This window comes from Sporomusa rhizae, from assembly GCF_041428845.1.
Classification (GTDB): domain Bacteria; phylum Bacillota; class Negativicutes; order Sporomusales; family Sporomusaceae; genus Sporomusa; species Sporomusa rhizae.
In genome coordinates this window covers 1,326,725-1,351,405 of sequence record NZ_CP156925.1, presented here as the reverse complement: position 1 = coordinate 1,351,405, position 24,681 = coordinate 1,326,725, and the positions used below count along the sequence as shown (strand labels likewise).

Genomic DNA, 24,681 nt, shown 5'->3' with positions numbered 1-24,681 from the left:
TCTTTTATATACATTAATTCCCTTGGAAGATTATATCTTCTTTTGTATAAAAAAATGTGTCCCACTTATCCTGCTCCTAATAAAAATGAGACAATTTATATTGATAGCCCCAAAAAAGCCAAAACTAAAACGAGACAGAAAATCTGTCCCGTTCACTTTAAAGCTCTTTAATTAGCTGGTGTTTGTCTTTTGCAGTTAAAGCAATAAACATTCTCCGTTTTCATTAATCAATCTCTTCCTAACTTTTTATTCCACGCTCTTTCTTTTAACAGAATAGCATTATCTGATTCTGTTGGTTCTAGCTTTTCAAAAATGAGATCCCCTTTTTTATCCCATTCTTTACAACTTAAACAAATTCCGAATTCATACTCTGCTACAGATTTAATTTCTCCACTTTCATACCAGGTCTCTTCCTTGCCTCTAATTGTCCCATATTTCATATATTGTCTGCTTTTTATATTACCATTTTTGTAAAACTCAATATAATCACCATGTTTAAATCCATCCACAAAATAGCAATAATGTGTCAACATCCCATTATCATACAGTTCATACGACAGACCTGTAAATGGTTTTCCCTCATCATCTTCCGCATTATCTAAAACCTCATCGCTCTTGGATGAAAACCACAAATCTTCAAAATCAACGCCATTAGCTATTACATATTCTTTTTTATGTACATTATTTCCCATACTTCAATACCTCCGGGAAAGATCTTGCACCGTCTGTTATTTCCTCTAATGTAAGACACTTCCATCGTCCCCTGTCTTTTTTCGCATAACTCAAGCCTGACCCCCAAGCTCTCCCCTCGCCGATGGTGAGTTCTTGATAGCTTTCCACTTCGAAGTTGGTGTATTCGTTAGCGATGAGGTCTGGGTTGTATGTCCAGTCTCGATTGTAGGAGGCAATGTCTTTGCCGCTTTTGTAGTTGATATTTTCCGGCAGGGTTTTCTTACTTAATTTCGCCAACTGATAGCCAAACGATAAAATAAAAGCTAAAGCGGAACAATGTACCTGTCCCGCTGTCCCATCTGATAGCGGATTTGACCGTCTTCTTTTCTGACCGGTATTCTTTTTTCGGTCAGCCAGCCCAAGCAGTTGTATTGGTACAATATGCCGGGTCTTGTTTGGTTGGTTTGTCCTGGCTGTAGCCTTCGGCGTCGATTTCTTTGATGATGTTGCCTGTCAGGTTATAAACGTAGGCTTTTTCTACCTGGTCCTCGGGGTTGGTGATTTTCGTCAGGCGGTTCATTTCGTTCAACTTCATCTCAATTTAGTTCTTAAACCCCATAATATGGATATTAGCTTTCATTCGCGTGTCGATTATCAAGCTACATCCAGATAATCAAGCTAAACTCATTGATTAGAAGCTATTAACAGAATTTGATTCTGCTTGCAAAATTTTCTCATGTGTTTATGGTTTGTATGTCCATTGAATAATTTTTATTGCCACAAATAGTATTACTAAGATCATATCAATAAAAATAAGTATCCAAAATATCCCACCAAGGGCAATATCTATTCCAAAATACTTTTTTTCATGCTCGCTTTCCATAGACATTTGTAGATGTACTGGAATTTTCGCCGCTTCCGGCACATCTTGCAAAACATAAGCAATAACTTTATAATCTCCCTCTTCTATAAACTGTTCTGAAGAAGCGATAATTCTCTCGTAGTATTCAAACAAATTTCTTCCCTGAGTTCCTGTCACGTTTTCTTTAAGTACTACAGGCTTATGATCTGGCATGGAATACATCTCTAAGTGGATAGGGATAGATAATTGTGACTTTCGTAATTTTGTAGCTTCGTCCTTATCATCAAGAAATATAAGCCTGAACTCATAGGGCGCTTTCATACCAATATGGACAACGCTTTCCACATATCCCGGCGGCGATAGGGATATCGGCTCATCCAATCTGCATTCAAAGTTTTGCCCATATACTTCGCGTAAATCGGCAAATAGCATGTCAATCCTAAAAACACTATAAGCAGGACTGTTAGTAAGCGGTTTACTATTACCATATAACTTTTTGCCTCCATAAAGTAAGACACCTTTCTCTCCAGCTTAAACTGGCGATTAAACCTAATTATTTCGCTGCTAACTTAGGACATTAGGACACCTTACGGGCTTACCTATACTCAGAATGACGCAGATGACTCAAGCCTATCTGCTTTTTTTCATCCTATCAAATGAGACATTAGGGACAGGTTGAAACCACTGAAAAAGTCAAACTACATCCACCATATTGTATAATTAAGGAGAGAAATTTATTAAGAAAGTGGTGGTTGGGTGTGCTTAAATCTAAATCAAAACAACTAACCTTATATTCTATTCTTTATGACAAAATACCCGATAACCATATACTTAGAAATATAGAAAAAGCAGTAGATTTTAGTTTTATAAATAAGCTGTTAGAGAAATCTTATAGCAAACGCTTTGGTCGTCCAGCTAAGGAACCAGAAACGATGGCGAAACTTCTAATATTGCAATATCTGTATAATTTATCCGATGTAAAAATAATAGAAGAAGCCTCATTGAATCTAGCTTACATGTGGTTCATCGGTATAAATCCAGATGAGGATTTACCAGATCCAAGCTTGCTTGCCAAATTTAGAACACAAAGACTTAAAGATAATAGTGTTGATGATATTATCAAAGAAGTAGTACGTCAATGTATTGAACAAAATATTATTAAAGGTACAGGAGTTAGCATAGATGCTACTCATGCGGCAGCTAATACAACAAAATTAGTTCCTGAACGAATTATGGCACGCTTGGCAAAGACGATATTGAAAAATGTAGTGAAAGAGTCCGGAGAAATTCCATCTGGAATAAATTCGAACATACCTGATTATAAAGTAATTGAAGATACTAAAGAGGCTAAACGAGTTATGAAAGACTATTTAGAAGGTATGATGGCGCAACTCGAAAATACCGTCAACACTTCTAATATGCTAGAGACAGAACAAGCAATAACGGAAGCAAGAGAAATATTAGGTGACGAAAAATTTATAATACAAAAAGGAATACGCTCCCTTGTAGATAAAGATGCACGTGTGGGTTATAAATCAAAAACCGATAGCTTTTATGGTTATAAGATCGAATTTGCAATGATGCCGGAAGAACGAATTATTACGGCCATTGAAACATGTGATGGCGCTTATGTAGATGGAAATAAGTTTGACAAGTTGTATAACCGCAGTAAAGAATGCGGCGTCACAATAAAAGAAGTTTATGGTGACAAGGCTTATTTTCGTAAACCTATACTTGATATTTTAAGAACTGACAAAGTTGAAGCAATAATACCAATAAGTGCATCTGTATATAAAATTGACGAAAGTACTTTTAGCTACAATAAAGATAGCGACCAATGGTTTTGTAGGATGGGAAACTACACAATTGATAAAAAACATAAAAAGTGCGGGAAAGGTAGTTGGGCTCCAGATAATTTAAGATATATATTTGATAAAGCAATATGTATGGGATGTCCGCACAAAATGGAATGTGCCGGAAAAGCTGCATCAGCAAAACGATTAGATGTTGGAATTAATACAGCAGACTATTATGAACATAGTCAACGAGCGCAAACCCAGGAATTCAAAGAAAAGTATAAAAAGCGTGCAAGCCACGAATGGAAAAACGGCGAAATGAAGCGTTTCCATGGATTAGACCGTGCCCGAGGGTATGGTCTAAGAAGCATGAGTATGCAAGCTAAATTAACTGCTTTAGCAGTTAATTTAAAGAGGATAGCCGCCCTGGTATCCTTATATCTTAGGATTTGGGGGCGAATTTCATCAAAAGTACCATATTGGAAAATTAAACTGCCGGTATACGCTTTTTAAAAACGGTTTTTCGGGTGTATCCCTGATTTTGTGTAAACTCCAATTGGTGTAAAAAGAGCAAATTAGTTTAGGGGGCAAAACAGTCAATTAGGCTGGTTGCCCCTTTGCTTGCATTATACTAAAAAAGCACTAGCTGTCAACTTAATCCAGTCGGTCAGCAAAGAATATTTCCAACTGAGAATGAATTAGTCCCCAATCCTTGCGGCGACCTGTCCATTTTTTCGTAATATCTATCATAGCTAAGTACAACATCTTTAATAGACTATCGTCAGTTGGAAAAACAGATTTAGCCTTAGTAACTTTACGCAGTTGACGGTTGAAGTTTTCTATTGCATTTGTGGTATAAACCAGTGTCCGCACTTCCTGCGGGTACTTGAAATAGCTAGATAAATTGGTCCAATTTGCCCTCCAGGAAAGAGCAATCTTCGGATATTTTCCCCTCCACTTTTCATCATATAGGGCTGTCTGTTCATCCGCAGCAGCGTATACCATTTTAAGATCAGCCATTAGTGCTTTAATATCCTTGTATGAAACGTATTTGGTTGAGTTGCGAATCTGATGAATTACGCATTGTTGGATTTCGGTCTTAGGAAAAACAGCCTCAATGGCATTGGCAAAACCGGTAAGGCCATCTACGCAAGCAATTAAAATATCATTTACGCCTCGGTTTTTCAGGCTGTTTAAAATTCCAAGCCAGAACTTAGCACTTTCGTTTTCTCCGACCCACATACCTAGAACATCGCGAATACCGTCCATCTGAACGCCAATGGCAATATAGACAGCTTTTTTTACAATTTGTCCTTCGCTTCGGACATGAAAGTGGATAGCGTCCATGAATACAACAGCATAGATGCTCTCTAAAGGCCGTATTTGCCATTCCCTTACTACGGGAAGAATTTTATCGGTGACACGACTGATGGTACTGTCAGATACCTCAATACCGTAAATATCTCGAATATGACCTTCAATATCACTAGTGGTCATACCTTTCGCATACATGGATAAAATCTTTTCTTCGATATCGCCACTTAGCGTGGTTTGGTTTTTCTTTACGATTTGCGGCTCGAAATCCCCTTTGCGATCTCTTGGAACAGCAACTTCTATGTCGCCAAGGCTAGTCTTTAGCGTTTTTTCGCTATATCCGTTACGGCTATTATCGGTGTCCTTATTCCTATAATCGTATTTGCTATAGCCTAGCTCGTCTTCTAATTCGCCTTCTAGGCCATTTTCTAGAACAGTACCTACCATTTCCTTGAATAGTTCCTGCACTCCAGCAACATCATTAATTCCGGCTCCCTGCAGCAATTCCAGCAGTTTTTTACGTTGTTCTCTTCGTTCGGGGGTAATTTTTCTTCGTGCCATAATTAAAACCTCCAAGTTGATGCTTCTATTTTACACCAACTTGGAGGTTTACACAGTTTTTGGGATAGTCTCGTTTTTTCAGTGGTTTCTACCTGTCCCGCTGTCCCACTCGAGAACTGTCAAGATAATCTTTGTCTCCCTGCAGCAGTTTTAATAATGTCTTTGTTCTCGGCGCTCCGGGGTAATTTTTTCTTTTTGCCATAGTAAAACCTCCAAGATGCTTTACACTATCTTGGAGGTTTACACAGTTTTTGAGATAGTCTCTCCCTTTTACTTTCAACCCAATGGGGTTTTCACACGGTCTGCCGTTCCCTGACCCCCGTGCCTAAAAAAATAATTATTTTAATTTTCTCCATTTAGTCGTCCAATAAATTTTTCTACCATTTCATATATATCTCTATTGCGTGCAAGACATTGCAACCACGTATTAGGAATAGAACTAATCCCATAAAAAATACCTGACACGCCTCCAATTATTGCTGCGATTGTGTCTGTGTCTCCGCCTAGATTAATTCCTTTTAATATCGCTTCCTTATAGTCATTAGTTGTCATAAACGCCCATAATGAAGCTTCCAAGGTATCCACTACATATCCTGTAGAATTTATATCCCCTTCCCTTAATGAAGCGATATTTCCTTTTAATATTCTTCTGAAATTGTATAGTTCTTCTTTATAGTCTTCATGACAATATTTTTCTACAAAGTTTATTGTTTGCCCATAAGCATCACTTTTATTATTCCCGTTAATTAAGTTTATAGCATATTCGACATATATTATACAAGCCAATTTCGCACGACTATGTGCATGAGTTAATGAAGAAACCTCTTCAATTATTTTTTTCTTTTTCATTGGCGGCATCTTTTTTAAGTAAAATGCTAACGGTAATACTCGCATTAACGAACCATTTCCATTATCCATTTCTGTATTGCCGCCGCATTTTTCAGGAGTTTCTCCTTGTATCATTTTTTCTATTGCTACTCTAGTAGCATTTCCAATGTCAAACACTTCTCCAAATGGTGTTAAATATCCATTCATATAATACCGTATAAATTTTTCAGCTAATCGATCTAAAGAATATCCTTCCGTAATATTCTCCAACAAACATAATGTTAATGATGTATCATCTGACCACGTTCCATACGGTTGATGATACGTTCCATACGCTCTCATTTCATTAACAAAATCAATTTTTCTTTCTTCTCTCGTACAAAATTCTACTGGAACTCCCATAGCATCGCCAACTATAAAACCCAATATTCCTGCATAGACTATTTCATTTTCCTTTAAATCAAATTTGAAGGATATTGGATTTAAATGTTCAAATTCGGGGCATTCTTTTTTAGGAAAAATAACATACTCAGGTTTTTCATTAATACCTTTATACTTCTCACAGTGAAATACATTTCCTTTAATGAAATTTTTGCAAATTTCACACATGGGAGCGGATGTCAAGCTCCCTCCTTTTTTATAGGACTCTATATCATATTTCCATTTCTCACCTAACGTCAGTTGTCGTCCTTTCTGCCCCACGTATCTCTCACTCCTATTTTTTTAATCTAACACCGATATTTAATACACCATTCTGAACTTTTGCGTCAGTTATAACCATTTCTTGTCCAGCTTGCAGGAGACAAGGGGACGGTGGTAATGTCTTATTTTATTTTTTCAATACTTCCCTTGCTAACACCCGTTACTCTGGAAATTTGCCGTATTGATAACCCCTTTTCCCTCAACTTTTTAATATACTGATTCCTCTTGTTTATTTCCATACCAGCAATTTCACTACTACTTACGCTATATGTTTCTTTTATCATTCGTACCGCTTCATTATCTGTTATTCTGAAATTATCTTCGCTAATATCCAAAATGTTATCCTTAATTACCCTTTTATGTAATTCTACAAATTGTTCTTTTGTTATCATTCCTAATACAAATTCAACATTGACTAAACTACTTGGCTCCATATATTCTTCATAACTACTCCATCGATATTCTGATGCTTTTTTACTCATTCCTGCTTGGACTGGGTTATTATGAATGTAACTTAATACTGTTAATAAATAGCTTTCATCTTTAATTGGTTCACTTTTAAATCTATCCTGAAATAAGTGCCCTACTCTCTTATATTTCTGATTAAAATAATACACATACCTAGCGCCTATTCTCTTGAATATTTGCTCTAAACTTTCTTTGCCTTCTTTGATTAATAGATGAATATGATTTCCTAAAAAACAATACGCATATATTTCATATCCACATAGTTCTCTACATTCTTGTAATACTGTTTTTAGCTTTTGATTATCTTCTTCATCTTCTAAAATTAACTGCTTATTTATTCCTCTAATCATTACATGGTATATACCGCTCTCACCTTTTATCCGCGCCGCTCTTGCCACTTTTAACACCTCAAGGTAATCTTATCAGCTTATTTCCTTTAGTGCAAGACACTTCCACCGTCCCCTTGTCTTCTTCTTAACACCTCAAGGTAATCTTATCAGCTTATTTCCTTTAGTGCAAGACACTTCCACCGTCCCCTTGTCTTCTTCTTAACACCTCAAGGTAATCTTATCAGCTTATTTCCTTTAGTGCAAGACACTTCCACCGTCCCCTTGTCTTCTTCCTAGGGGACGGTGGAACTGTCAACTCTTTTCAATAAACACAACCACCGTCCCCAGTAAGATAAGTATAGTCGTTATATAATGGAAGCAATATATTTTTTGGGCTAATTACGCATTTTTACTACATATTTCTTTTTCATACATTAATTCCCTTTGAAGATAATATCTTCTCTTGCATAAAAAAATAGTTGTCACTTATCCTGCTCTTAATAAAAAATAAAAAGCCAAAACTAAAACGGGGCAAGAAATCTGTCCCGCAATTTAAAGCTCTTTAATTAGATGGTTTTTGTTTTCTGCTAGCGATGATCTCCCGTTTTTGTTGGTGAAGGAAACAGTCGGAACCGTCCCCCTTGTATCATTTATAGCTACTAGCGTTTCCTTATCATAAATGCGAATTTCGCCTATATATCCTTTTACAGTAAGAATACGGCCAGGGTAAGTAACAGGTACGGAGTACTGGTTTTTGTCAAAAGCAATGAGACTGTAGTGGTTAACCTTAGCCTCTTTGCGGGAGCAACAGTCAAACGTGTGTTTAGACAACGGCAGTAGTTTTGCTCGTTCCTCTTCGAATCGCTCCTGGAAGCTAATCTTATGTTTTCCTCTTGGTCGAGCGTTGAGAGTCTGGCAGCGAACGATTAGCCATTCATTCAAAGCCTCAATGGAGGAAAACTCGGGTACCGGGGTAAAGGCATGGGCTTTGATGTAGCGGGCGAGACCCTCGATGATTCCTTTTTCATTCCCTTTAGCGGGATTACAGAATTGGCTGTCAAAGCCGTGATGCGCTCGAAATTTGAGGAATGAAGCCTGTTCTTCTCGCTTTCGACCGACTAGAACCTTCTTAACAGCCGTTTTCAAATTGTCGTAAAGAATCTGCTCAGGGATACCATTAAAAAAGGAGAAGGCATGTTCGTGTGCGTCAAAAAATGCTTCCTGGCGCTGATGGGGATAAAACCGAACGAAGAAAACTTTGCTATGGCTGAAACGAAGGAGAAAAAGCTCCCCATGAACATCTTGACCGTCAATCCGAGCCATTGCTGGCGTCCAATCACACTGAGCATATCCTAGCGGGTCATGCTCTAACGGCATAAATGCATCGATACTTTCTAAGTCGAGCGCGCGTCTGAGGTCACGAACCCAGCCTCTAACTGTAGAGCTGCCACCGATAAAATCATATTCATCTTGCAAGCGTTCAAAAATCCGCTGGCTATTGTGCCGCTGCTTGCGGGGACTTGATTGATCATCGAGTAGCCATTGTTTAATAATCGGCTCAAACTGGTTTCGTAGTGGAGCCTGAGGCTCTGACTTACGCTTGTAACTTGTTGTTTCTTCCACAGAACCGTAGAGTATTTTTCGTATGGTTTGCCTGGAAAGTCCCACTTCACGCGATATTTGCCGAATAGATTTGCGTTCCTTTACGTGAAGGTCTTTGATATACTTATAGGTGTCCACTTTGATCATCCTTTTTTACCTGCTTTGCTTTGTCTAGTCAACTCTAGCTTAGCAGGTTTAATGATCAAGGTGGTCAACTTTTTCTCTAGCGTTTTGCTCGTTAGTGGTCAAGTTTTATGATAGCAAAATCACCCCTACTTAGGACAATATTCCTTTCTTCTTCATAGATTGGTATAAGCGAATAGAAATTGATTATTTTACCTTTAGGCGTTACAAACCTCTTCATCTCCGCTTCTTTAGGCTTACATACCATAATGCAAGAAAGCTTTGTATTCGAAGCGAAGGGCATTGGAGGCTCGCCGTTCGGTAGAATAATCTCTGCTTCCAATACCCCATCATAGAGGTGAGGGATATGGGCTGTTTGTCGTAACCACCCTAATGGCCAGTAGTTTTTCTCATCTTTCATTTTTTTTTGTTCCATCGGCCAATCTGCGGGTAACTTAATTAATAACTCGGCATATGCGGTTTCGCCTGCTTCTTCCGCCTCATCCATAGGGTAATCGCTCATGCCAGTTGTAACGAGTGTTATGTAGTTGCGCTCTTTCGACGCTGGAATAATGTGGAGATTAACTGTCACTCTACTACCTGGTACAATTTCGCTGATCGTCTGACTAATTTTACCGCAGTTTTTTGATATGTATTTTAAAATCTCATCATGTTGCCCCTGGTTATCATCTTCGATATCAACATTCTGTTGTTTTGCTATTGATCTTTGCCCCATAGCAATCCGTAGTAGGTCAGCGATCTCGTTTTGTCCTCTTTCAATTGCATAAGCAAGTGCGTCTCTACCATTATCGTATTTCACATAAATATCGATTCCAGTGTCTATCAAGAGTTTTACAATGTCTACATGTCCGTCAGTAATAGCATCAAACAAGGGATTTCTTACGGGATCACTTACATCCATCTCTGCACCACAGGACAACAAATACTTTACAATTTCGATGTGTCCATATGTAATAGCTTGATTTATGGCATAACTATCAGAAATACCACCACGTCTATTTACGTCCATTCCTGACTTTATAAGGTACTTCACAATGTTGAGCTTTCCTCTTTTTGCCGCAATATGCAACCATGTACCAAATACACTGGTAGTAAAATTCAAGCGTTCTTTATCTGAACCGATTAGTTTATCGACTTTTTCGAGATCTCCTGCCTCAACAGCTGTAAGAATTTCCTTAGCAATCTGCATATCCATTTATGTTCCTCCCCTCACGGTAAACACAACCACCGTCTCCAGTAAGATAAGTATAGTCGTTATATAACGGAACCAATATATTTTTTGGGTTAATTAGCATTTTTACTATATATTTCTTCTATATACATTAATTTCCTTGGAAGATTATATCTTCTTTTGTATAAAAAAAATGCACTTATCCTGCGCCTAATAAAAATGAGACAATTTATATTGATAGCCCCAAAAAAGCCAAAACTAAAGCGAGACAATATACCTGTCCCGCTTTCCCATTGGATGCCTACTAGTTTTTACACAATTTTTATTGAGCCGCTGTTTCTTCTTTAAATCGTTCCCTTAGTATATGAGTTTCCAAATCTGCTAATCTTACAGGTATCGGAAGTTTACTTTTATTATTTATTAAATTCATTGCGATTCTGTAACTAGATTCTAAATCAATATAATTTCCACAAGATAAAAATATTGGTTTAACATTTTTTTGTGTTCGTAACGCTCTACCATAAATTTCTCCATCAATTACTATATCAGTATAAGCTCCAACTTCATTAGCTGGCATTTTAAATTCTACTCGATTGATTTTCAAGTAGCTTTTTGCAATTCCTATCGTTGGCTTATTTAGAAAAAAGGAAGAATGGGTAGCAATCCCCATATGATTATAGTGAAGATATCCATTACCATCAAATAAAAATACATCTGGTTCCAAGCTGAGTTTCTCTGCTGCTTCGATAATTAACGGTAATTCTCTAAACGCCAAAAACCCTGCAACATATGGCACTTCTATTTTCCCAGAACTAAAAACCTTTTCTAATACCTCTGTTGTGTTATAGTCTAAAACAACAATACTACATGCGCCAAAGGTTTCACCAGCATCTTCCCAATAAGCTATATCTACGCCTGCACAAATCCTTATTTTACTTTCGTCAATATTACATAGATCAATCTTTGATTTTAATTTATTTTGTATTTGTACGAATTCGTCCTCTCCATTTAAGTTAAAGATATGAACATTCTCCGTTTTCATTAATCAATCTCTTCCTAACTTTTATTCCGCTCTTTTCCACGTAATAATCGTTTTTTTTCATTCTCAGTAGGTTCTATCTTTTCATTAATTAGCTTTCCGTCTTCATCCCATTCCTTATAATTTAAGCAAACTCCAAATTCATACTCTGCTAAGGACTTAATTTTTCCACTTTCATACCATATCTGTTCCTTACCTCTAATTCTTCCATACTTCATAGTTTGTTTACTTTTTATCTTACTATTCTTATAAAACTCTATATAATCTCCATCTTCAAATCCATATTTATAAAAACAATAATATGCCAAATTTCCATTATCATATAACTCATAAGTCAACCCTGTAAATGGTTTCCCTCCTTCATCTTCTGCATTGTCTAGAACCTCGTCACTAAAGGATGAATACCATAAATGTTCAAAATTAACGCCATTGTCTACTACATATTTTAAGTCATATGTGTTATTCTCCATACTACTGAGAGAGGACTGATTCCAATTGTCTTTACCAAATACATTCATATCCATTATCTTTGCCTCGACCTATAGGGAAAAGGTGGTGCATCAATTAAACGCTTTGCTCTCTCCGGATCATCGATATAGGAATCCATAAAACTTAATGCGTTCCAAAAGTTACAGCTATACTTTTCCATGATAATCTTCATTGTTAGACCTTCCACGTTAAAATCCGAGGATATTGTTCTATCAATTAGATAAGCATTCAATACCAGTTGTAATTTTTGGTTGATTTTACTGAATCTATTGAGCTCAATCTTGATCTCATTTTCTTTGTAGCCGTCTTCCAACAGCATCTTTCTTACGACTTCTTTATCAAAGGTAAGCACGGCCTTCGCCTCCTTTGCCTTGGCATTATCCTGTATTTTTTTCTCGTTATCTGTTGGCGCGGACTCGCAGACAACAGGCACAGAGTTAAGCAGATATACAGCTAGCAGCAATATGACACCCGTTTTTTTGAGCATATCCCGTCCTCCGCTTAGCCTTACTGGCCATCGTTTTCTACTGTTATACATCCGCAAAACTAAAGCTAAAGCGGGACAATGTACCTGTCCCGCTGTCCCATTCCTAATCAATGCAATAAGTCAAAAGCAAGCATAACTCAAGCCTGACCCTCAAGATCGTCCCAGATTAGGTGTTCATCATACCGAATTTCACTATCTTTCAGGACGGCTTTTTTATTATGCCTTTTTTACCTTATTTTAGCAACTTCCTCTTGACAATGCTTTACAGGTTTAATTAGCTTTGGTCTCTTCTTTTCTCTGACACTACTTCCTTTTTCCTACCGCCTTACGTATCAAAACCAATTACAATCCATTCATCTACAAAATCCCAAAAATTAATATTGTATTTTGGCTGAGTTTTCGCTGACCATAAAGTAGCATTATTGTTATCGCAATTGTTATAATCAATAGCCACATAAGTGCCCATTCCATTACTAAAAAAACCAAAAGATGTATTTAAATCAATCTGCATTGGCTCTTCTAAATCGTCAATGATATTCCAATCAAAATCATCCTCACCCAAATAAGTTACATTTTCTAAAGGTACTAAACCCATAGCCCCACTTGCATAATAATAAAATCCATTATGAATATTCTCATAAAATGCCTGAATCGAAGCGGGAATTTTTTTCCATGATTCTTCTAATTTTTCATTATTAAAATTTTCGTGAGGCCTTCTGCCTTCATAATAAAATACTTCACCTTTAGAATTTTTAATAGTATACAAAATCGAAAATCTGTCGTTTATTTCCATTAACTCAACATCTATTGTATACTGCCTGAGATAAGATATGGTATTGCTGAGTTCGGTAGACAGATACTTATTCCAAATCTCAAAAAGTGTATTAATTTTCTTTTTTTTATCTTTTTCTTTAAAAATTTCATACCAAGTATTAGGCAATGAATTAATTTTGGGAATTTCATCAAACGGAATAAGACGTACATAACCATTTTTTCTCATAGTATACTTTTTTAAATATTCAAGCTTTTGAAGCATATAATTAATCCTCTCTATCAATGTTATTCATTCTGTTTATTAAAATCATCAATTTGATTTTGTAATTTTCCTTCCAAGTCCTTTTCCTTTTCCATCATTCTTTTTCTGAAGGCAGGATCAACTTCAATTTCGTCTGGCTTGCCTTTCTTATAGTGTGTCCACTCTTCATAAGATTTATCTTGTTTTGAACCATTTGCCGATCTACTTAATCCTTCGATATTATCCTGATTATTTATAACTTTAAGTCTTTGCTCTGGTGTCAATTTTTCAAAACCATCCATCCGAGTTATTTTTTCATATGATACAATGTGATCCGGTTCTAACCTATTTGTAATCGTTTTGCCAGGAAGAGCTGGATCATCCATTGGCAGTTGAACACCTTCATTGACCTTATCTTGAAGTTCTTTAGTCGGTGTTTTTTGTCTTAATTCATTATATTCTTTATCTGAAATTTTTCTCTCTCCATACCTAGCCTTACCCGACCCCACATTTTTCGCCGCAGCTCCTGCTCGTCCAGGCTTAGTAATTCCTCCACCGAAAAGGCCCAGAGCCGTTGCCAATCCCATATTTTTGTAATCTATATTGCCATCATTAAATAGCACATCATTCAGCCCAGAAGAGAAAGCCCCTCCCAAACCAGATAAGCCTACATATGGCCACGTAGGTGTCCACTTCGAAGCTACTGCCAATAAGGGGCCGAATATTGCGCCGGTAATCGCCCCAACTATCGCGGCTTTAACCGCCGCTTCTACCATTTCACCTAAATCCGCAGTTTTCCCTTCCTGCAGTGCTACCGTACTCATGCCGGCTATTGTACCTACCGCAGCGCTAATGGCACCAAAAGCTGCTCCCGTAGCTGCTGCAGCAAATCCTGTTGTTAGACCTGCCATCGCAACACCTGCAGCAATATATGGCGCCGCAACTATGCATACTGCTATACCAGCAGCTACACCCACTGCCAAAGCTGCCCAGTTTACGCTACTCTCTTGCTTATTCTCCTGTTTTTGCTCTGCTGCCTTTTCCTCTTTTTGCTCCGGCTGCTCAACCTCGGGTAAGGGAGCTTCATCAGTACAGTCGATATGAGTCTGCGCCGCTCGGAAATGTGTCTCATTCTCTAAGGATATAGCAGCGGTAGGGGTCGCTATGAGTACTTGACTTGCTCCGTTTAGAGATACTGTGTTTTGGGATTTTATTATGATTTCTTGCTCGGCTTCCAGTTTCATCTCTTTATGACTGGATAATTTAACTCCCTCGTTATCATCAAAGTTTGCAACTAAGTTACTCAGTCCTGCAGTTATATATACGCCGCCGGGAGCTATTTTTAGTTCTTGTCCATATTCTGTACCTAGATAGCGGGTATTGGGGTCGCCTGTTCTTTCACATGTGCCACCGTTTGAGCGAAGATTACCTTTTATAATAGCGTTTTGTTCTTTTAGTCCGGGTATGTATAGGCTGGCATTTGTGTTTAGCTGCGGCATGAGGTACATCATATCGGTGGTTGGTGGTACGAAGGGATACCAGTAGGCGGTTCCCTCATCTTGTTCTTGGTCAATTTGAAGATGAAGCTTTATTTCTTGATTCTGTAAAGCTAAGACTTTTCCTTCCAGGCTGACTCCCTGGATTTTTTCATTATAAATGGGATTTTGCCGGATGGTCATTTGGCGAACGAGTTTGGCATGAAAAGTTAATATGCTGTTTTTTAGTCTGATGGTAACAGCACTTACATATAATTCATACCCTTGAAAAGTCACTTTATCGCCGATGGTGAGTTCCTGATAGCTTTCCACTTCGAAGTAGGTGTATTCGTTGGCGATGAGGTCTGGGTTATAGGTCCAGTCTCTATTGTAGGCGGCAATGTCTTTGCCGCTTTTGTAGTTGATATTTTCCGGCAGGGTTTTGACCCCGCCTGCCGGGTAGCCAAAGGAGAAAACTATTTCATCTAGGGTTACATCTGGTACTATGACGGCTTCTTGATACGAAGCTATGCGTTTGATGAACTGCCAGTCGGTTTCTTGATATTGAATTAATGGGCCGTTAATCTGCGTTTTGTCGGCAGTAAGTTCAATGCTTTTTCCGGAGTAGTCTGCCATTATTTTAGAAACGATGTCGTTATAGGTAAGGCTGGTATCTTGAAAGGAACGGCTTTTTTCCTGGCTGTCGAGCACCGAGGAATGGGAGAGGAAGGTTGCACTTAAGACATAGAGTCCGCCGTCCTGGTGGATGCCGACTTGGTTTAGCCGCCCTTTGAAGAGGTATTTTTTCTCGGTTTTTCCGTCGCTTGTTTCTTCTGTATAGAGTTTTACTATATCGTCTGGCGTTTCTTGTTGTCCGGCTTTTTTTCCGCCTTCTTCTGTAAGAAGCGCTGTAATTTCTAGTTTAGCATGCTGGTTTAGTGTTTTGGTTATTGTCAGGTCGTAGATCGACTGTATTTCCCAGGGGCTTTCTATTTTTAGTTTGTCATAGGTGATTGCATTTGTTGCAACTTCTTCTTTAGTTGAGGACGGGTGTGGTGTATTTATAATTCTTGCTACGTTCTTGTCTTTATTCTGTAGTTCTCTTAGCATCCGTGCCTTTTCAGCCACTTCAGCATCAATTTTTTGTAAATAGTCTTTTCCTAAGGCTGATTCAGCTGCTAACTGAAATCCCTTAGTATAGTCCTCCATTATCTGCTCATATTGAATATATATACCTTCCTCGCCAGGCATTGCTTTAAAAATGTTTCCCATTTCACTTGTTGTATAATCATATGCATCTCTTTCGAGAGCTTGAAACCTATATTTGTACAAATTTTGAGGATCTGCCTTAATATATCCAAGGTCATTTTCTCTCCACTTTTCTTCTTCAATCTTATTGGGATGTTTCCCTGGATGCTCGATTGCATAGCTCTGGTAAGCATGTCTTCCTTCATGAATAACTGTATCTATAACCTGATATCGTTTACCCGAGTCACCACTAACTAATATTTCATTATTTATTTTTAGTGTATTACTAATCGGATTAAACGAACCAGCATCGTCTAATTTGGTAAATTGGAGAATTATTGGATTTCTCCCCTGTTGTGCTGCGTAATGGTTTTCAAGATTTTGAAGTGCCTGTTTCTTATCGCCGAGAGAGGACTGATTCCAATTGTCTTTACCAAATACATTCATATCCATTATCTTTGCCTCGACCTATAGGGAAAAGGTGGTGCATCAATTAAACGCTTTGCTCTCTCCGGATCATCGATATAGGAATCCATAAAACTTAATGCGTTCCAAAAGTTACAGCTATACTTTTCCATGATAATTTTCATTGTTAGACCTTCCACGTTAAAATCCGAGGATATTGTTCTATCAATTAGATAAGCATCCAATACCATTTGTAATTTTTTATTGATTTTACTGAATCTATTGAGCTCTATCTCTATCTCATTTTCTTCGTAACCATCTTCAAGAAGCATCTTTCTTACAATTTCTTTATCAAAGGTAAGCACGGCCTTCGCCTCCTTTTCCTTGGCATTATCCTGTATTTTTTTCTCGTTATCTGTTGGCGCAGACTCGCAGACAACAGGCACAGAGTTAAGCATATATACAGCTAGCAGCAGTATGACACTTGTTTTTTTGAACATATCCCGTCCTCCGCTTAGCCTTGCTGGCCATCGTTTTCGACTGTTATACATCCGCCGACATTACAGCTTAAGGTGGAGTCGGCGATTACCGCCGGACAGCCGCTGACAAGGGTATCTATTTGGGTTCCTTTCCAAGTACCGGCTGGGGCAGGTGAACAGGGGCCATCGAGAACGCTGCATTTCCCAAAGGGCTTTATATTGGCTCCGGCTGCTGTGTCGCTATCATTGACAATGGGTTTGCCGTTAACATACTTACCATGACTTCGCGGCATGTTTAGCCGGCTTGACGAGCTTCCTGAGCTGCAGCTGAGGGTCGCGCCTCGCACTACATAGCGAATACCCATGTTAATTCCTCCTTATCTTTATTCGATTTGGATTCGTTCGAGTTTGACCCCGCGAAAGTTTCTTCTAAGTATGCTTTCGGCAGCATCCAGCCGGGCGACAATTATGGTTTCCTGGCTATGCTTTACCCGAAAGAGCCCTTTCTTGGGTATCAACGCTTTTTGAAGCACTAACTGCCTGACTATACTCTTATCAGGAGTCATTATGCTTTGTTCGGAAAGGCATTCTACATGCTCAAAGATTGGCAAGTAATAGGTTTGTTGCATTTTTTTATCTTGGTGGGTTAGGAAGACCATTTTAAATTGCAGCTTGGGCAAGTAGAGAACGAAGGTTTGTTTTAGTAATTCGGTAACTAAGAACAACTGTCTGGACAATAGGTCGATAAAATCCGGCGTTTCCTTTCCAGATAAACGAAAGACTGTATGTTCGTTAATTCGATGAGCCTCATTCGGTACGGTATAGCGCCGGTCGATTTTTTGGATAGCATCTGAAAATACTGGGGCTTCGAGAAAATCAGGATCTTGTGTTAGCCGGAAATATTGCATAAGGCCTCATCCTTTTGTTTAGCATCGCATTGCCATTCATATAGCGCCACACTGTAGTCTTGGTACTCGCCCATCAACAGAGTCATGACGGCTGCCAGATTTATGCCAGCAGTATCCAGTTGTTGGACGGCTTCGGGAATAATCGTCCCGGTTAGCAGTATAGCCGCTTGTTGATATTGCTCCGCCATTGTTTGCCTGATTTGGTTAATGTGATAGGAACGGATTTTGTTGGCGTACAGGCTATGCCGGATTGTCTCCATAAGCTGATTCATGCGCCGTTGTAATAGTTGCCAGATAAAGTCGAATTCCCAAGATTCCGTACATTCGATGGGATCTAGGTAGAATCTTTCATCATAAAGGTCTAGCCGGTATTGCCAGTTATCGTCAAGGAGGTTTGTTCTGAGAAACGAAATGCACAAATACGCTGCCGGACCTTTGTTTGTTGTTTGCTGTAATTCATAACCCTGTTGACAAATCCGGGTTAACACGCCAGCAAGGCTGGCGGTTATTTGTTCTCTGTGAAGAGGAAATTCTTGCTCAATTATTTTCAAATCTTCTTGCAGCCAATCTGTTGTTTGGTTTAGGATAAACTCCTGTATGTGCTGTTCTTGCATCATGGCTGTATCTTCACTTCGTGTCCGCTTACTTCGATATTGTCTTTAATGACGATGTTACCGCCCCCCTGGCTAAGGCTAATTTCATTCTTACCTTTTACTTCTACCCGGCTTTGACTGCTAATCGAAATATCTCCTACGGCATCCAGGATAATCTTCTTATCACTATTAATGGTCAAACCACCGTCATCTGTCAGGGTCATTAACAAATTGCCGTTGGCAATAATCTGAATACCGCCCGGGGTCAGGATTATTTGTTTGCCGTGCACGGTACTGATAATTTTAGTGTCCGGATCTGATCTTTCGCCCCGTTTGGACGGGGTAAGGTTGACGGAACTAACAGCTACGGTTTCGGCTTCTTTGCGGTTAGGGAAGTAGATACGTACGCTGTCGCCGATTTCGGGCATGCAGTACCAGCCGCTGCCGTCGGGTGAGGAGTAGATGGTAGTATAGGGGAAAAACCAGGTAGCCCCGTCATCCCATTCCTGGTCAATTTGGCAGATATGTACCCGAACCTGGTCTTTGACGACTTCTTTTACTGTGCCACTGAGTGATACTCCCGGCATTTGGGTGTTATAGAGATCGTCCTGCATTAGACCTGGCTGAGTGGTAAGGGTATAGATGTTATGGATTACTCCGTCAACCATTATGGTTTGAATTGCTCTGATATACCAAGTAAGATCGAGGAAAGATACTTTTTGCCCCAGGTGCAGGATATCCAGGGAGCGTGCTTCACAGTAAGTAAAGTCGTTTTCACTAAAGGTCTGTTGGCTGTTGCTTCGCCGGTTGCCGGTGGAAACTGCATAGGTTGCTGTCTCCCGGCGAATTCGGTAATTGGATACGCAGAGTTCCGGGCCTTTGGCTTCTTCTGTTTGGCCGTCTTGGCCGCTTTCGCTCTGGTTTCTTGGTTGTTCTGGTTGCTGTGGTTCTGGTGGCAAGCCGAAATAGATTTTGGGACTGTCAAGGGTGACGTCGGGAAATAAGCCGATGTTGAAATGAGAGGCCATCCGTTTTAAGAAGGTCCAGTCGGTTTCCCTATACTGAATGATGAGTTTTTCCGTTATTTTATTGGCTTCCGTATCCTGGGCTGACAGAGCATCACCGGTAAGTTCCGGTACATATTCACGGGCTGAATTGTTAATCCGTTCAAATATATAGCTGTATGGTTCCTGGTGCCGCTGGAAGGAGCGGCTCAATTTTTTTACGTCCAGAAGATAGCTGAAGCTATAGGCTTCGATTTCAAGGCATTTCAGTTCGGCGGTAGTTTGCTGACTGATGCTTGTGACCACACCTTGGAACAGGTACTGTTGGGCTCCTTGCTGGTCGGTGTATTGCAATGAGACGGGTGTGTATTGTCCGGTTTGTTGGATATAGTCGGGGGGCTGGCCCTCTGGCGGATCGGTAAGTGTTCCCCGAATATGCAGGCGGGCATGCTGGTTGATTTCTTGCGTGATTTTGAACTCAAGAATATCTTTAAAGGAATATGGCGAGAAGGTTAGTTTGTGCCAGGTTATGGCTTTGCCTGCATCGGCCGGCTGACTTTCTTTTCCTTGCTGAGTTTCGTTACCGGCAGGCTTTTTGTGTGATGATAAAAATCCTGCTTCTCTGGCTATTTTTACTGCCGTCACCACTTTTTCCGGAATGTTGGTATTGTTGATGCCGAGATTTTTCGCCGAATGCAATAGGGTAAGCACTTGGGAAGGGTCTTTGAGATTTTGCGCTAACGTTCCGTTGGAGCACAAGGTATTGACGATTTCGTCGACAGCTTGCATGTCGGTTTTGCCTGGCGCCAAGACTCCGGCACCGGCAGCAGTCCGGAGCACTGTCTCAAGTTTTTTCGTATCCTGCCCGGTTTCGTCTAAGAGGCCAAGGTTAACGGATGAATTAGTAAAAGAGGTTATATTGCGAATGTCATTCATCCCTTTGGTGTTTAAAAAGCTCATACCCCTTCACCTCCTGTTCCTAGGCATTCAGCGGCATTACCCTGTTGAGGAATGACTTGAATCGATTCCATAATCTGTCTGGCAATCGGCCGCCACTCCCGGTAATCTTCATAGGGACAGTTGAAAACCCCTAAGATTACATCACGGTCAAGGGTGACTACAAACATCAGGTTAAACAAGGGTTTATCAAGGGTAGGACTCTTGAACTCGAAGAAGCCCACTTGTTTTTCGTTAACTGTTTCTACTCCCTCTTCAAAAAAGAGATAAGAGGGATTTAACCGCTTTAGAATAGTTTTTAGCCCGTCTTTTACTTCGGGAATTTGATCTTCACAAACGTTATTAGTAATCCTGTTTAAGGTAATATTAATGCTGCCGGTGTCCTCGGTTCTGATAATCTGCGGGCGGTCTCCGGACGGATATTTGATCCGCGCTAAGTTTAGCGGCATATCAAAAAAGGCGGTAGGCATCTGTATTTTAAACTGATCGTCAAAAAAGGCCATTTCCTGGAACTCATAGTACCTGCCGTTTATAGTAATGCCTTCATAAATACTCTGACTGTTGATTCTCTCTTGTTCTTCCGCCTGGTTTATTACGCTACGGATTCTTTCGTCTAAATAACTTTTTCCCATGGGTTACCTCCTTTTCCCTACAACATGTGTGGTGTATGGTATCAGTCCACCAGTATCCGGCGAGCGCCGCCCCGTCCGCTTCTTGTTGCCATTTCTTTGCCGAGGCGGATGTCATCGAGGATTTTTGCAAGATGACGGTGCAAATCCTGGTTGGCGGCGCCTTTGGCGACAATCCCCAGACGGGCTGAAGTATAAGCGACTATTACGTTACGGGCTACCGGTTCGCCTTGGGCGCACAGACTGATGAAGACGTAATCAAAGGCGTGCGATGGACGGCCTGCCCAGGCTTCTTCAGCAAAACGCCGGGTCAGGATTGGGGACAAAGTGCTCTCATAGGGAGCAGCATAGGGTGCGCTGACGATGTTGACTGTATCATAGGCAGTAGAATAATCGGCAAAATCGAGATATTCGGCCCGTAGTCTGGCGCCGGTTTTTAGTTTAAAGCGGCATAATTCCAACTCGTTTTCTGCGACTTTTATCCCTGGAACGCTGATTATATCGCCGCTGGATAGAATATAGTCGCCGCTTTTCTTTTCTTTGCTAAAATGGATTTTGACTATGGTATCCTGCCCTGTGGCAGAATAGGGCACTAGAACCGGTTGGCTCAGGGTATAGAGTTTCCCCTTATGCCGAACCAGGCCGGGCGCTATCTGAATGGCTTCACTGGTTACTTCGAGGTTGCAGCCAGCCAGAACACCCTCGCTATAGTGGCTGTACATGATAGTAACGTAGTCCCGGGGATAATCCCGCAGAGCATTAAGCATATCGTATTTTAATACCCGTCCGGCAGTGAATGTAGGAAATTTGTCTAGAAACATGGTTTATATACTCCTCGATCATTTATTTCAATCCGTCAAAGAAATTAGTCTCCCATTGGTCATTTTCGAAGGCAAACAGCTCTTCCCGCCCCAGGTAAAGGTTGCCGTTTTGCCTTAGTACGGGTACAACGACAAATCCCCAGTAACTTTCCCTGGGCCAGACGAAAAACTTGACTTCATTTTCGATGATATTGTCTGTTTCATCCTGAATAATGTTGTCACCGTACTTTTCTGCAATTTGTTCATAGGTCATCTGCCGGAAATCACTATGCTGGTTTTCATACACATAGGTAAAGCGTTCGTTTCCTGTCAGATCTTTGAGATGTAGTTTCAAGGCCACCCCTTCGACAAACCGCGAGATATGCCCGCCGGTATTTTGATCGCCATGTCTGGCTATAAGCGTTTTTTCGTCGCCGAGATGGGTGGCGGCAGTGATGGTATAAGGCAGTGCGGCAGGCTGATTCCGCATGGTCACTTCGGCGTAGCCACCTTTTTTGGCTTTGAGATATTTGATAGCACCGCGAAGACAGGACAACTTGAGTTCCTGTCCATAGGTGCCTTCTTGTCCACCGAACTCAATAATTCGCCCAGGAATAAATTCTTTTAGAGAGTCTTTGAATAGGCCTATTTTACAGGACTGTCCTGTCAGTTTTATGACGCTGTAGTCCATAAGCAAACCCCGGTTATAAGGCTCTTCAACAAACTTACTGACAATTTCATAGATATCTGCTTTTAGAATTAGGTCAATATCGCTGGCTGTAAAGCAGATAAGAGGAATATCCCGCACGGTTTTCAGCACGGCACCGTCCTGGATGGACATACGCCAACGGCCGATTTGCATGACCTTGTCGTATTTGTGATGGACGCTTAGATCCTGACTGTCGAGAACTACTCTCTGAAAACGCTGGCCGGCAAACATCGCGGTTTTGATTTGCTCCGCCAGTTGAAATAGAAAATAAAAGTTATTTTTTACTTTAAAATATTCCTTGGGGCTGCCGCTTTCATAGTGCTTAAAGCGGGTGGGGATAAGCCTCTCCGCTTCTTCATAGGCTGTATCGAGCGCCGCATAGACTTTGGCAACACCCTCTTGATCCACCCGTCGATACAAGTCACTATCCAGTCCGTCTAAAATTGCCTGAACCTTATTAATTCCTTGATTTAACAGGTTTTCGGCAATGGCTATTTTGATAAGCTGCATGATGCGAAACGTCAAGTTATTGCCGCCGAAATCGGTATCACCGTTTTCATAGGTGGTTTCGATATCGATTTTGTAAGACACTCGGTGACTTTCTATGCTAAACAAGCAAGAAGACAAGTCGGTAGTACCGCCGCCACAGTCAACCACCAATGCCAGATGTTCTTCTTTGTCCATATACCGCCCCGGATTTTTCTCAATAAAGGTGTCAATGGTATTAAAGAGTACGGCTGCGCCTTCATCCAGCATGTTTTCCGTTTCCAGCTGCCACTGGGAAAGTATCTCGCCAAACAGCGCTAAGAACCGTTGTTTCTCTTTTACCGGTGAGGATAAATGCAGGGTTTTGAAGCGGCATTTAAAGCGCTGCTCGGCAATCGAAATAACATGTTCAAGAAACGCCTTGATAATCTCTTTGCGTTTTTTATAAATTCGCCGACCTGTTAGGTCAATCAGTTCTTCCTGTCGTTCATAGTCTCTAATCCATCTTTTGATATCAAAGAAAACACAGAAACCTTCATGAATATAGTTGGTATGGGCCAGTTTTACGGCCTCATGGCCAAATATATATTCGACATTATCTTCGTCGCCGTCGGAGATGTTCCATATTCCTGCAACGGTAGGAATGAGCGGGGTAAGTACCTCCCCTGCCTCTGTCTGGTTAAAAACCTCGACAAGGTTGATCTCTTCCGGTTTTAGCAGGTTCTCTTCTGCCCCGCTTTTGTCAATGCTGTTATAGAGTTCGCGATCAAGATATATTCCTGCTGTGGTATTGGCTGTGCCAAAGTCAATCGCCAGGGTCTGGGCTGTCTCCATCGGCTGGCGGATGTTGAAGTTAAGAAGCGGCAGTTTATAACATTTCAGGTTTTTAGGCAAAGGCACATCTTCCTCTTGATAAACGTGATACAGAAGCTCTGATTCCATTTTGCCAAAGTATAATAAGCTGTAATGTTTATGCTTTGACTCTCTGGCCGGTAGACTTCCTTTGCGGGTAAGATAAAAGCGACCGGGATTATTGGGGTCGGCAATCAGGTTAAAAACGGCACATAGCTCCTTAGCGCCGCTGACCAGTAGTACATTGGACTCTTCTAAGAGTCCGGGAGCTGTTACCACATAGCGGTCATATTTATCGGTATCCAAGCCGTCATAAATGACGATGCGTGAAGGATTTTTTATCGTCTTGTTATCGTCCAGGTATTTGTCAATCCGGCTGGCCAGTTTTTCCAACCGCTCTTGCCCGCCGGGAACATATTCGTTTATCAGCAAGTTTTCCGTCAAACCCCGATAGCGCATAATGAGTTCGACTAATTCATACCGTTCCAGACTTCCGAGCATGCTTTTTACTAATTTTTCTTTAATGCAAATTTCCCGCAGCTGATGGGTGGTCATAAGTTCAAGTTCTTTGCGGACATATTGTCTGGCCGGCGGGATATCTTTCTGGTCGTTTATATACAGTTTGTAGGTATAGCTTGCCATAGTTATCTCACCCTT

General features: G+C 40.4%; 23 protein-coding genes. 1 reads left to right on the top strand and 22 read right to left on the bottom strand.

Annotated features, from left to right (window positions below):
- Window positions 1-227 precede the first annotated feature (227 nt).
- The 4 genes from SRRS_RS05935 to SRRS_RS05920 form a co-directional block, all read right to left on the bottom strand.
- Window positions 228-692 carry a toxin-antitoxin system YwqK family antitoxin gene (locus SRRS_RS05935; protein ID WP_371367096.1) on the bottom strand — a complete coding sequence of 155 codons (465 nt, stop codon included), beginning with the start codon at window positions 690-692 and terminating at the stop codon, window positions 228-230.
- Window positions 682-969, bottom strand: a complete 288-nt coding sequence (locus SRRS_RS05930) for a hypothetical protein (RefSeq protein WP_371367095.1) — start codon at window positions 967-969, stop codon at window positions 682-684. Before SRRS_RS05930 ends, SRRS_RS05935 begins: the two co-directional genes overlap by 11 nt.
- Window positions 970-1,081: 112 nt before the next feature.
- Window positions 1,082-1,267, bottom strand: a complete 186-nt coding sequence (locus tag SRRS_RS05925) for a hypothetical protein (RefSeq protein ID WP_371367093.1) — start codon at window positions 1,265-1,267, stop codon at window positions 1,082-1,084.
- 147 nt (window positions 1,268-1,414) lie between these two features.
- Window positions 1,415-1,966 carry a hypothetical protein gene (locus tag SRRS_RS05920; protein ID WP_371367091.1) on the bottom strand — a complete coding sequence of 184 codons (552 nt, stop codon included), beginning with the start codon at window positions 1,964-1,966 and terminating at the stop codon, window positions 1,415-1,417.
- Between the two features lie 326 nt (window positions 1,967-2,292).
- Between SRRS_RS05920 and SRRS_RS05915 the strand changes: the two genes are divergently transcribed.
- A complete protein-coding gene (locus SRRS_RS05915) occupies window positions 2,293-3,843 on the top strand; it encodes an IS1182 family transposase (protein WP_371367090.1) in 1,551 nt (516 codons plus the stop codon).
- 141 nt (window positions 3,844-3,984) lie between these two features.
- Here SRRS_RS05915 and SRRS_RS05910 read toward each other — a convergent pair whose 3' ends face one another.
- From SRRS_RS05910 to SRRS_RS05825, 18 genes are all read right to left on the bottom strand, one after another.
- Entirely contained in the window at window positions 3,985-5,205 is a 1,221-nt protein-coding gene (locus SRRS_RS05910; RefSeq protein ID WP_371367088.1) for an IS256 family transposase, read from the bottom strand.
- 342 nt (window positions 5,206-5,547) lie between these two features.
- Window positions 5,548-6,735, bottom strand: coding sequence for an ADP-ribosylglycohydrolase family protein (locus SRRS_RS05905; protein ID WP_371367086.1), 1,188 nt, complete (start codon window positions 6,733-6,735; stop codon window positions 5,548-5,550).
- A 122-nt stretch (window positions 6,736-6,857) separates the two neighbouring features.
- Window positions 6,858-7,601: a transposase gene (locus SRRS_RS05900; RefSeq protein ID WP_371367084.1), complete on the bottom strand. Its 744-nt coding sequence runs from the start codon at window positions 7,599-7,601 to the stop codon at window positions 6,858-6,860.
- 483 nt (window positions 7,602-8,084) lie between these two features.
- Window positions 8,085-9,281 carry an IS21 family transposase gene (gene istA / locus SRRS_RS05895; RefSeq protein ID WP_371367083.1) on the bottom strand — a complete coding sequence of 399 codons (1,197 nt, stop codon included), beginning with the start codon at window positions 9,279-9,281 and terminating at the stop codon, window positions 8,085-8,087.
- A gap of 91 nt (window positions 9,282-9,372) precedes the next feature.
- On the bottom strand, window positions 9,373-10,473 hold the full coding sequence (locus SRRS_RS05890; protein ID WP_371367081.1) for a suppressor of fused domain protein: 1,101 nt from the start codon (window positions 10,471-10,473) through the stop codon (window positions 9,373-9,375).
- Window positions 10,474-10,771: 298 nt separating this feature from the next.
- On the bottom strand, window positions 10,772-11,491 hold the full coding sequence (locus SRRS_RS05885) for an endonuclease V (RefSeq protein ID WP_371367079.1): 720 nt from the start codon (window positions 11,489-11,491) through the stop codon (window positions 10,772-10,774).
- 14 nt (window positions 11,492-11,505) lie between these two features.
- Window positions 11,506-12,012 carry a toxin-antitoxin system YwqK family antitoxin gene (locus SRRS_RS05880; protein ID WP_371367078.1) on the bottom strand — a complete coding sequence of 169 codons (507 nt, stop codon included), beginning with the start codon at window positions 12,010-12,012 and terminating at the stop codon, window positions 11,506-11,508.
- A complete protein-coding gene (locus SRRS_RS05875) occupies window positions 12,012-12,464 on the bottom strand; it encodes a hypothetical protein (RefSeq protein WP_371367076.1) in 453 nt (150 codons plus the stop codon). Before SRRS_RS05875 ends, SRRS_RS05880 begins: the two co-directional genes overlap by 1 nt.
- A 325-nt stretch (window positions 12,465-12,789) precedes the next feature.
- Window positions 12,790-13,500, bottom strand: a complete 711-nt coding sequence (locus tag SRRS_RS05870; RefSeq protein ID WP_371367074.1) for a hypothetical protein — start codon at window positions 13,498-13,500, stop codon at window positions 12,790-12,792.
- 23 nt (window positions 13,501-13,523) lie between these two features.
- Window positions 13,524-16,655 carry a hypothetical protein gene (locus SRRS_RS05865; RefSeq protein WP_371367072.1) on the bottom strand — a complete coding sequence of 1,044 codons (3,132 nt, stop codon included), beginning with the start codon at window positions 16,653-16,655 and terminating at the stop codon, window positions 13,524-13,526.
- Complete coding sequence (locus tag SRRS_RS05860; RefSeq protein WP_371367070.1) at window positions 16,655-17,107, bottom strand: hypothetical protein; 453 nt, start codon at window positions 17,105-17,107, stop codon at window positions 16,655-16,657. The genes SRRS_RS05865 and SRRS_RS05860 overlap by 1 nt, the downstream gene beginning before the upstream one ends.
- A gap of 14 nt (window positions 17,108-17,121) precedes the next feature.
- Window positions 17,122-17,451, bottom strand: coding sequence for a DUF4280 domain-containing protein (locus SRRS_RS05855; RefSeq protein ID WP_371367068.1), 330 nt, complete (start codon window positions 17,449-17,451; stop codon window positions 17,122-17,124).
- Window positions 17,452-17,469: 18 nt separating this feature from the next.
- On the bottom strand, window positions 17,470-17,994 hold the full coding sequence (locus tag SRRS_RS05850; protein ID WP_371367067.1) for an imm11 family protein: 525 nt from the start codon (window positions 17,992-17,994) through the stop codon (window positions 17,470-17,472).
- Complete coding sequence (locus SRRS_RS05845; RefSeq protein ID WP_371367066.1) at window positions 17,976-18,611, bottom strand: hypothetical protein; 636 nt, start codon at window positions 18,609-18,611, stop codon at window positions 17,976-17,978. Before SRRS_RS05845 ends, SRRS_RS05850 begins: the two co-directional genes overlap by 19 nt.
- The gene (locus SRRS_RS05840) at window positions 18,608-20,551 is read right to left on the bottom strand and encodes a hypothetical protein (RefSeq protein ID WP_371367064.1); all 1,944 of its coding nucleotides are present in this window, start codon (window positions 20,549-20,551) and stop codon (window positions 18,608-18,610) included. Before SRRS_RS05840 ends, SRRS_RS05845 begins: the two co-directional genes overlap by 4 nt.
- Window positions 20,548-21,180 carry a hypothetical protein gene (locus SRRS_RS05835; RefSeq protein ID WP_371367063.1) on the bottom strand — a complete coding sequence of 211 codons (633 nt, stop codon included), beginning with the start codon at window positions 21,178-21,180 and terminating at the stop codon, window positions 20,548-20,550. The genes SRRS_RS05840 and SRRS_RS05835 overlap by 4 nt, the downstream gene beginning before the upstream one ends.
- A 41-nt stretch (window positions 21,181-21,221) precedes the next feature.
- Entirely contained in the window at window positions 21,222-21,998 is a 777-nt protein-coding gene (locus SRRS_RS05830) for a hypothetical protein (RefSeq protein ID WP_371367061.1), read from the bottom strand.
- A 22-nt stretch (window positions 21,999-22,020) separates the two neighbouring features.
- Entirely contained in the window at window positions 22,021-24,666 is a 2,646-nt protein-coding gene (locus SRRS_RS05825; protein WP_371367059.1) for a molecular chaperone, read from the bottom strand.
- Between the last annotated feature and the right edge of the window lie 15 nt (window positions 24,667-24,681).